The 9,560-nt window shown below is 73.9% G+C and carries 8 protein-coding genes; 5 read left to right on the forward strand and 3 right to left on the reverse strand.

From position 1 onward, the window contains the following. From E1291_RS34450 to E1291_RS34460, 3 genes are all read right to left on the reverse strand, one after another. Nucleotides 1–1,120: thiamine pyrophosphate-binding protein (locus E1291_RS34450; protein WP_242614558.1), on the reverse strand; the 1,120-nt coding region annotated here is incomplete at its 3' end. Next, on the reverse strand, nt 1,117–2,550 hold the full coding sequence (locus E1291_RS34455) for an aldehyde dehydrogenase family protein (RefSeq protein WP_131742258.1): 1,434 nt from the start codon (nt 2,548–2,550) through the stop codon (nt 1,117–1,119). The genes E1291_RS34450 and E1291_RS34455, both read right to left, overlap by 4 nt. 126 nt (nt 2,551–2,676) lie before the next feature. Beyond that, nucleotides 2,677–3,951 carry a PucR family transcriptional regulator gene (locus E1291_RS34460; RefSeq protein ID WP_131742259.1) on the reverse strand — a complete coding sequence of 425 codons (1,275 nt, stop codon included), beginning with the start codon at nt 3,949–3,951 and terminating at the stop codon, nt 2,677–2,679. Nucleotides 3,952–4,266: 315 nt separating this feature from the next. Here E1291_RS34460 and E1291_RS34465 point away from each other — a divergent pair, with 315 nt between their 5' ends. The 5 genes from E1291_RS34465 to E1291_RS34485 form a co-directional block, all read left to right on the forward strand. Further along, entirely contained in the window at nt 4,267–5,166 is a 900-nt protein-coding gene (locus E1291_RS34465) for an ABC transporter permease (RefSeq protein ID WP_165495427.1), read from the forward strand. Beyond that, nucleotides 5,163–6,062, forward strand: coding sequence for an ABC transporter permease (locus E1291_RS42565; RefSeq protein WP_165495428.1), 900 nt, complete (start codon nt 5,163–5,165; stop codon nt 6,060–6,062). The genes E1291_RS34465 and E1291_RS42565 overlap by 4 nt, the downstream gene beginning before the upstream one ends. Then, nucleotides 6,059–7,279: an ABC transporter ATP-binding protein gene (locus E1291_RS34475; protein WP_131742262.1), complete on the forward strand. Its 1,221-nt coding sequence runs from the start codon at nt 6,059–6,061 to the stop codon at nt 7,277–7,279. Before E1291_RS42565 ends, E1291_RS34475 begins: the two co-directional genes overlap by 4 nt. An 84-nt stretch (nt 7,280–7,363) precedes the next feature. Beyond that, nucleotides 7,364–8,152, forward strand: coding sequence for an enoyl-CoA hydratase/isomerase family protein (locus E1291_RS34480; RefSeq protein WP_131742263.1), 789 nt, complete (start codon nt 7,364–7,366; stop codon nt 8,150–8,152). Next, the coding region (locus E1291_RS34485; protein ID WP_207401092.1) for a CoA-binding protein at nt 8,152–9,560 on the forward strand (1,409 nt) is incomplete at its 3' end. The genes E1291_RS34480 and E1291_RS34485, both read left to right, overlap by 1 nt.

Here is a 9,560-nt window from a genome sequence, read left to right on the forward strand (position 1 = left end):
CCTCGCGCGCCGCGGCCGCCGCCCGGCGGGCCTCGGCCGCCCAGCGCGGGGCGGCGGCGCTCGTCGCGACGCGTTCGTCCAGCGCGCGCAACGTCTCCGCGGCGTCCCCGTGCAACGCGACGTCGGGCTGGTACGTCCGGCCGAACACGCCCGCGTCGGCGTCGGCGTGGATCAGGCTTCCGCCGAGGCGCATTCGCCAGAGGTCGGTGGTGTACATCTGGAACCGGGTGCCCACGGCGAGGATGACGTCGGCGTTCTCGACGGCGCCGCGCAACGGCGGCGTGGCGACCAGCGGGCCGAGGCAGAGCGGGTGGTCCTCGGGCAGCGCACCGCGTCCCTGCACGGAGGTGACCACCGGGATCTCCAGCCGGTCGACGAGCCGCCGCACCCGCGGCCAGGCGCCGCCGGCCAGGACGCCGCCGCCCGCCCAGATCAGGGGGCGGCGGGCGGCGGCGAGCAGGTCGGCCGCGGCGCGCAGCCGGTCCTCGGGCGGCGCCGCGCGGTGGACGGGCGCGGGCGCGGGCACCGGCAGGTCCGCCGGCACCGGCGCGTACTGCAGGTCGATCGGGATCTCCACGGCGGTGGGCCGCGGCGGGCCGGCGGTCGCGGCGCGACCGGCGGCGACCACGGTCTCGGCGATGTCCTCGGCGCGGCGGACCGTCCACGCTTCGCGGGTGAGCGTGCGCAGCATCGGCAGCTGCCGCTCGGCCTCGTGCAGGTAGCCCTTGGACCGGCCGTAGAAGCGGGTCTCGATCTGGCCGGTGAGGAGCAGCACCGGAGACCCCGCGAACTGCGCCTCGAACAGGCCGCCCATCGTGTTGGCGGTGCCCGGCCCGGTCGAGGCCAGCGCGACGCCGAGCCGTCCGGTGACCCGCGCGTAGCCGTCCGCCGCGTGCACCGCCGCCTGCTCGTGCCGTACGGCGATCACGGTGATGCCGCCGTGGCGCCGCATCGCGTCGAGGATCGGCAGGTTGTGCACGCTCGCCACGCCGAAGACGTGCCGGACGCCGAGCGCCCGCAGCGCCTCGGCGGCCAGGTCGCCGCCCGTGCGCCCGGTCGCGCCCCGCCCGCTCGCGTCGCTCCCGCCCACATCGGCCCCCGCCGCGCCGTCCCCGGTCATCGGGCGCCCGCCGCGCGCGTCTGGATCGCCTTCAGCTCGGTGAACTGGGCGATGCCGTGGGCGCCCAGCTCACGGCCGTAGCCGGACTGCTTGTACCCGCCGAACGGGGCGAGCCCGTTGAAGGGCGCGCCGTTGATCTCGATGCTGCCCGCCTCGATCCGCGCCGCGACACCGAGCGCGTGGTCCTCGTCGGCGGACCAGACCGCGGCGGCCAGCCCGTACGGGGTCCCGTTGGCGATCGCGACCGCCTCGTCCTCCCCCACGTAGGGGATCACCGCGAGGACGGGCCCGAACACCTCCTGCTGGGCGAGCGCGATGCGCGGGTCGGACACCGCGAAGGCGGCCGGGCCCGCGAAGAAGCCGGACCGCGGGAGCTCCTCGTCCGGGTACGCCCAGATCGGCCGGGCGCCGTCGACGAGCGCGCGCTCCAGGTGGTCGGTCACGCGGTGCCGCTGGTTCGCGCTGGCCAGCGGGCCGACGTCGGCGGCTGGGTCGTCGGACCGGCCGACCCGGTAGCGGGCCAGGGCCGCCGCCACCAGCTGCTCGGCGTCGGCCAGCGACTCGAAGGGCACCAGCAGCCGGGTCAGCGCGGTGCAGGTCTGGCCCGTGTTGATCACGACGGTCCGCACGGACCGCTCGACCGCCGCCGCGAGGTCGCCGCCGGGCAGCACGACCGCCGCCGACTTGCCGCCGAGCTCCAGCGTCACCCGCTTGATGGACTCGGCGGCCAGCTGGGCGACGCGCCGGCCGGCCCGGGTCGAGCCGGTCAGCGACACCATCGCGGTGCCGGGGTGGCGCGTCATGTACTCCCCCACGTGCAGGCCGTTGCCGAACACGACGTTGAGGGCGCCCGGCGGCGCGCCCGCCGCGTGGACCGCCTCCGCCAGCACGCAGGCGTCCAGCGGGGTGATCTCGCTCGGCTTGAGCACCACCGGGCAGCCGGCCGCGAGCGCGGGCCCGAGCTTGGCGGCGGTCTGCAGCAGCGGGAAGTTCCACGGGGTCATCGCCGCCACCACGCCGACGGGCTCGCGGACGACGGTGGAACCGCCGAGCCGCTCGCTGAAGTCCATGCCCCGGACCGCCAGCGCGGTGTTGCGGAACGTTCTGATCGCCGTGCGCACCTGATAGTCGGCGCAGTGCCGGCGGGGCATCCCCATCTCGCTGGAGATCAGCTCGGCCATCCCGCCGAGCCGGGCCTCCAGCTCTTCGGCGACGCGGTCCAGCAGCGCGGCTCGTTCCTCCGGCGGCATCTCCCGCAGGACGGGCCGGGCGCGCTCGGCGGCGGCGACGGCCGCGTCCATGTCGCCGGTCGACGACTCGCGGACCGTGGCGACGCACTGCCCCGTCGAGGGGTCGATGACCGCGATGACGTCCTCGCCGGTGCTCTCGACCCACCGGCCGCCGATGTATGTGTCCGCACGATGGTCCATGTCGCTCCGCTCACCAGTCCTGGGCGATTGGCTCGAAGCCTAGAATCATCCGCCGAAGACCTGTTCAGGCCGCGCCACCAAAGAATTCGGGCCGCCATTATGGGGCGGCCACAGGCGGCCGTCCGGTCAGGCGAACAACCGCGCGCGCAGATCCGTCCGGGCCTCTTCCCGGTCGCGCCGCATCTGGACGGCGTCGTAGGCCATCAACGCGACATTGAGGTCACCGATGTCGGCGATGCGCCGCATATCGCGTCCGGTCAGCGTGGCGATCTGCCGCAACCGGTAGGCGACCGTGTTGGGGTGGACGACCAGTTCCTCCGCCGTCCGCTGCAACGCCATATCGCAGGCGATATAGACGCGCAGGGTGTCGAGCAGGTGCGGTTTCTCGACGAGCTGCCCGATACGGGTCTCGATGAGCCGTTTCGATACCCACCGGTTGTGCGCGAGCAGGACCTCCAGGATCACGTCCGTGCACTGGGTGACCTGGCCGCGCTGGTCCCGGTAGATGCTGATCTCCAGCGCCGACAGCGCCTGCCGGCAGCTGTGCCCGGCCGCCGACAGCGACGCGCCGGGCTCGCCGGCCGACACGAACAGCGAGCGGCCCTGCTCACCCGCCAGCATGCCGGTGAACAGCTCGACCAGGCCGGGCCCCGCCCGGTCGATCGGGACCAGCGCCAGCAGCAGGCCGCGCCGCTCGCGGCTGAGGATCTCCCGGCGCGGGTCGTGCCGCCACAGCACCTCCATGATCCGCCGCCGCGCCCGCACCCACTGCTGCGAGGTCGGCGCCGGGTCGTGGTAGGCGGCGACCGCGCGGAACCGCTGGTGCGGGTTGATGTTGAGCATCCGGGCCTGGTCGTTCACCGTGCTGGCGTCGACGGCCGGGCCGGCGATCAGGCAGCTCAGCAGGTCGGTGCTCACCCGCGCCTGCCAGCCCGCCAGCTCGTTGTAGGTGCTGGTGAACGACTCCAGTTCGCGGGTGCAGAGCACGTCGAACAGCTCGGCGAGCCGGGCGAGGACCGCGCGGACCCCGTCCATCGGCACCCCGCCCGAGCCCGCGGTGGCGTGCGCGAGGACGTGATCGGCGACGACCCGTTCCAGCAGGCGCAGCCACTCGACCGCCTCGGCCACGGGCTTGCCCTGCAGGGCGACGCGCGCGCCGCGCCCGGACGGCGGCCCGGCGGCCGGCGCGCGGTCGCCGAGCCCGTGCGCGCACAGCTCGATGACGTGCACCGCCATCTCGAACGCCTCGACGGGCGCCTGGCGGTCGGCGGCGCCGGACTCGGTCGCGCTGACGTACTGGCGGACGAACTCGTTCGCCAGCGTCGTCGACGCCGCGTCCAGGCTGCGGGCCACGGCCGCCACGTGATCGGCGACGGCGGGGGAAGTGTCGGATGGTGCCATGGTCACCCTCCCAAAACCGGGTCGTGGAGATCTGCATCACCCTCCGGACCCAGGTTCCGGAGATCTACCACGCGGCGTCGCCCCACGTCAACGGCCTGGTGACCGGAGCGGCACCGCCGGGTGAACGCCCCGCGGCCACCCGACTGTGCCCCCGGCACAGGCGGCCACGGACTGTTTTGTGAGCGTGGCCCCATGACAGACGGCGCGGCTCGAACGTTGACTGTGTCGACATGCGGCGAGGGCCCCGGCGGCCCCCTGCGGAACCGTTTGTCGCCCGTTCCGGGAGGCACGAGGGAACGGAGGGATGGTGAATCGATGACGGCGCGCACCACCATCACGAGAGCGCCTTCGAGCGGCGGCGTCCCTCCGGACGCCGTCGCGCGCAGACCCCGGAAACTGCGCCCCGGCTTCGTCACGATGGCGCTCGGGCTGCCGGTCGTCTTCATGGCGATCGTCTATGTCTATCCGGTCGGCGCCATGTTGCTGAAAAGCGTCACCGAACCGAAGGCCGGATTCGGGAATTTCACCAGGGCGGCCACCGACGGCGCCGTCTGGGAAGCGCTATGGATCACCGCACGGCTGTCCTTCGAGGTGGCGGTCCTGACCGTTCTCCTCGGCTTTCCGGTGGCCTATTTCCTGGCCCGGACCTCACCTCGCCGGGCGCGGTTCCTGGCGCTGCTCGTCGTCATTCCGTTCTGGACGAGCATCCTGGTGCGGTCCTTCTCCTGGATCGTCCTGCTCGGCGACGGCGGGCTGGTGAGCAAGGTGCTGGAGCCGTTCACGGGCGACTCGAAGGGCCTGCTGTACAGCGAGAGCGCGGTCGTCATCGCGATGACCCACATCCTGCTGCCGTTCCCGATCCTCATCATCAAGGGGACCCTGGACCAGATCGACGCGTCGCTGCCCCGCGCCGCGCGCTCCCTCGGGGCCGGTCCGATCCGTGCCTTCACCCGGGTCTACCTGCCGCTGGCGGTCCCGGCGATCGTCAGCAGCGGCATGCTCGTCTTCGTCATCGGGCTCGGCTTCTACGTCACGCCCGCGCTCGTCGGCGGGCCGAAGCAGAGCACGATCGCCGTGGTGATCGCGCAGAGCGTCCAGGTGAACTTCGACTGGGGGATGGCCGCGACGCTGGCCACGCTGCTCCTGGTGCTGGCCTCGGCGCTGACCCTGATCGTGCGCCGGCTCACCAAGGTGAAGGGGCTGGTGTCCCTGTGAGCACCATCGACGTGAGCGCGCCGGGCACGCCGAACGCGGCGGGCGGCGCCCGGCCCGCGCGACCGGCCCGCGCGCGCCGCGGGCGGCTGCCCGCCACCCGGGCGGAACGGGCGCTGCGGTGGGCCCTGCTGGGCGTGGTGACGCTGGTCTTCGCCTTCCTGGTGATCCCGATCGTGATCGTGGTCCTGGAGTCCTTCAACAGCGCGGACTACCTGTCGTTCCCGCTGGAGGGCTGGTCGCTGACCCACTACCGGCGCTTCCTCGACGACCCCGCATGGGTGGACGCGACACTGCTCAGCGCCAAGATCGCGCTACTGGCCGCGGCGATCGCGACCGTCGTCGGCACCACGGCCGCGTGGGGCCTGGCCCGCGCCACCGGACGCGGGAAGGGACCGGTCTTCGCCCTGCTGTACTCACCACTGGTGATCCCGATCATCGTGCTGGCCATGAGCTACTACTTCACCTTCGCCGACCACCGGCTGATCGGCCAGTGGCCGGTGGTCGCGGTCGCGTACTCGGTGATGGGCGTCCCGTACGTGCTCGTGTCGGTATCGAGCGCCCTGCAGCAGTTCGACCCGGAGCTGGAGAACGCGGCGCGCACGCTCGGCGCCGGGCTGCCCCGGACGCTGCTGCGGATCACGCTCCCCTCGCTTGCCTCGGCGATCTCGGCCGGCGCGCTGTTCGCCTTCGTGATCGCCTTCGACGAGGCCGTCATCATCCTGTTCGTGGCAGGGAACGACTCGGTCACGCTCGCGCGCCGGCTGTGGGACAGCGTGCGCTACGACCTCACGCCCACGCTCGCCGTCGCCGGGACGATCCTCATCGGCGTCTGCGTCGGGCTCTACCTCCTCTCCGAGCTGATCAAGACCATCCGCGACCGGCGGGAGCGCCGATGACCGAGCGAGCAGGCACCCGGCGCGCGAGCACCGCGCGGAAGAGCACGGGACGGGACGGGACCGCGACGGACGACACCGTGCAGGACACCGTGCGGGCCGCCGAGGCGGACGGCGCCGGGACGGACGGCGCGCGGGCCGACCAGGTCGTCTTCAGCGGGGTGCACAAGTGGTACGGCGACGCGCCCGCCGTCCACGACTTCAACCTCGCCGTCGGCGAGGGCGAGTTCGTCACCCTGCTGGGGCCGAGCGGCTCCGGCAAGACCACCAGCCTGCGCATCCTGGCGGGCCTGGAGTCGGCGACCGCGGGCGAGGTGTTCCTCGCCGGCCGCGCGGTCACCGACGAGGTGCCGGAGCGGCGGAACATCGGGCTGGTGTTCCAGAACTACGCGCTGTTCCCGCACATGACGGTGGCGCAGAACATCGCGTTCCCCCTCCAGATGCGGCGGATGAGGAAGGCCGAGGCGGAGCGGCGGATCGACCGGGTGCTGACGATGACGCGGCTCACGGAGTTCCGGGACCGCTACCCGCGCCAGCTGTCCGGCGGCCAGCAGCAGCGGGTCGCGCTCGCCCGCGCGTTCGTCTTCGATCCCAGCGTGCTGCTGATGGACGAGCCGCTCGGCGCCCTGGACCGCAACCTGCGCGACCACATGCGCCTGGAGCTGAAGTCCCTCCAGCGCCGGATCGGCGCGACGGTCCTGTACGTGACCCATGACCAGGACGAGGCGCTGGCCCTGTCCGACCGGGTCGGCGTCATGCACCAGGGCGTCCTCCAGCAGACCGCCCCACCGGACGTGCTGTACGAGGAGCCGGTCAACTCCTTCGTCGCGAAGTTCCTGGGCCAGTCGATCTGCCTGCCCGCCACCCGGCTTGAGCAGGGCGAGCACACCGTCGTGGAAGTGGAGGGCATGGCCGGGCGGATCCTGGTCGACCGGCGCAACGACTGCGCGTCCGGGCCGGGCGGCGAGTTCATGATCCGCCCGGAGCGGGTCCGGATCGGCGCGGAGCGGCCGGACGCGGCCGCGCGCAACGCCGTGTCCTGCTCGGTCGTGGCGCAGGTGTACCTCGGCCCCCAGATCGAGGTCCACCTGCGGACGCCGGAGGGGGCCGAGCTCCAGCTCATGGTCCCCTCCGAGGCCAGGGCGCGGTTCACCACAGGGACGTCGCACTGGCTCAGCTGGACCGCGCGGGACTGCCGCTTCCTGGACGGCGTGAACTGACCACCGGCCCGGAAAGGGCCGTTCCCCCCATCCCGCCGACTCCTCTGTTCGGCATGCCCCCATACGCGACCGAAGGGAAGGATCATGGATCTCCCGGCACTCGGGTGCTGTACCTGGCACATGGACGGCGACGTCGGGGTGCTCACCCTGAACCGGCCGGAGCGCCTGAACGCGATCGCCAACACCGACATCGACGAGCTCGACCGCGTCGTCATGCTGGCCGGCAAGGACCCCGGCGTCCGCGCCGTGGTGATCACCGGTGCGGGACGGGGGTTCTGCTCGGGCGCGGACGTCAAGGAGTGGGCCGCCCGTTCCGACGCGGGCGAGGAGTCGTGGCCGGCGAAGATGCACCGCACGATCGCGCGGCTGTACTGGCTGCCCAAGCCGGTCGTGGCGGCGGTCAACGGCGTCGCCGCCGGGTCGGGCTTCGACCTCGCCCTCACCGCCGACGTCCGCTTCGGCTCGACCGCCGCCCGGTTCGGGCAGGTCTACGCGCAGCGCGGCATCTGCCCGGACGCGGGCGGCTCCTACCTGCTGCCCCGGATCGTCGGCGAGTCGCGCGCCGCCGAGCTGATCTACACGGGCCGGATCATCGACGCGGACGAGGCCCTGCGCATCGGCGTGGTCACCGAGGTCGTCCCGCCCGAGCGGCTGATGGAACGGGCGCTGGAGCAGGCCCGCGTGTTCGCCGCCGGGCCGACCGTCGCGATCGGCGAGGCCAAGCGGAACATCCGCATGGGCCACACCATCGGCATCGAGGAGGCGCTGCGCAACGAGCAGCGGGGCGCCCACCTGTGCGCGCTGACCGAGGACAAGGACGAGGGCCTCAAGGCGGCCATCGAGAAGCGCCGGCCCGTCTTCGTGGGGCGCTGATGACCGCGCACCGCACCGGCTCCCCTCAGGGGGACCCTCCCGCCCACCGTCTCGACCGGCTGTTCCGGCCGCGGAGCGTCGCGGTCGTCGGCGCGTCCCCCAAGGGCGGCTACGGCCTGCGGACGCTCCGGAACATGCGCGGCGTCGGGTTCACCGGGCGCCTGTACGCCGTCCACCCGTCCCGCACCGAGGTCGACGGGGTGGCCGCCCACCCGTCGCTGGCGGCGCTGCCCGAGGTCCCCGACGCGGTCGCCGTCGCGATCCCCGCGCCGGGCGTGCCGGCGCTGGTGGCCGAGGCCGCCGCGCTCGGCGCGCCCGCCATGGTCGTGTACGGCGCCGGCTTCGGCGAGCGGGACGCCGAGGGGCGCCGCCGCCAGGACGAGGTCGTCGCCGCCGCGGCGGGCCGGCTGCCGCTGGTCGGGCCGAACTGCCTGGGCGTGGCGAGCTTCCGCGGCCGCGCCGCCCTCTGGGGCATCGAGCTGCCGTACCTGCACGCCGGCGCCGACGGCGTGGTGGCGCTGGCCGCGCAGAGCGGCAACATGGCGCTGACGACGATGCTGTCCGGCCGGCTGCCCTCGGTCGCCTACGGCGTGTCCGCGGGCAACCAGGCGGTCGTCGACCTGTCGGACTGCCTGGAGTACTTCCTGACCGACCCGGGGATCAGGGTCGTCTGCCTCGTCATGGAGGGCCTGGCCGACCTGCCCCGGTTCCGCGCCCTCGCCGAGCGGGCCGCGGCGCGCGACGTCGCGGTCATCGTGCTCAAGGTGGGCCGGTCCGCGGGCGGCGAGGCCGCGACGATCGCGCACACCGGCACCCTCGCCGGGCGGGACGCCGCCTACGCCGCGCTGTTCCGGCAGGCGGGCGTGCACCGCGTCGACGACCTCGACGAGATGATCGCGCTCTGCTCGCTGCTGGCCGCGCCGCGCCGGCCGCGCGGCGCCGCGGCCGCCGTCTTCGCCAGCTCGGGCGGCGAGTGCGGCCTGGTCGCCGACCTCGCCGACGCCACCGGGGTGCGGCTCGCCGCGCTGGACGGCGCCGCGGAGACTGCGCTGGCCGCGGCGCTGCCGCCGTACATGGCGGTCCGCAACCCCCTCGACCTCGGCGCGAGCGCGTGGGGGGACCGGGAGGTGTACCGCGCGGCCGCGCTCGCGATGGGCCGCTGCCCCGGCGTCGACGTCGTCGCGTTCGCCGGTGACGCCCCCGCCCACTCCGAGCCGCTGGAGGAGATCGGCTGGCCGGAGATGGTCGGCGGCGCGGGCGAGGCGGCGGCGGAGCTGGACGTGCCGGTCGTGCTCATGACGACGACCACCGACGTCACGCCCGGCCTGCACGCGCTCGCCCGGCGGCACGGCGTCGTCCTGCTCGCCGGGGCCCGGCCCGCGCTGCGGGCCATCGCGCTCGCGGGCAC

The sequence above is a fragment of the Actinomadura roseirufa genome (assembly GCF_900659635.1).
GTDB lineage: Bacteria > Actinomycetota > Actinomycetes > Streptosporangiales > Streptosporangiaceae > Spirillospora > Spirillospora roseirufa.

What these genes read in the sequence shown, in the direction of transcription:
- E1291_RS34475 (WP_131742262.1), top strand. Translation starts at nt 6,059, where the DNA reads ATGACCGAGCGAGCAGGCACCCGGCGCGCGAGCACCGCGCGGAAGAGC.
- E1291_RS34480 (WP_131742263.1), top strand. Translation starts at nt 7,364, where the DNA reads ATGGATCTCCCGGCACTCGGGTGCTGTACCTGGCACATGGACGGCGAC.
- E1291_RS34455 (WP_131742258.1), bottom strand. Translation starts at nt 2,550, where the DNA reads ATGGACCATCGTGCGGACACATACATCGGCGGCCGGTGGGTCGAGAGC.
- E1291_RS34460 (WP_131742259.1), bottom strand. Translation starts at nt 3,951, where the DNA reads ATGGCACCATCCGACACTTCCCCCGCCGTCGCCGATCACGTGGCGGCC.
- E1291_RS34465 (WP_165495427.1), top strand. Translation starts at nt 4,267, where the DNA reads ATGACGGCGCGCACCACCATCACGAGAGCGCCTTCGAGCGGCGGCGTC.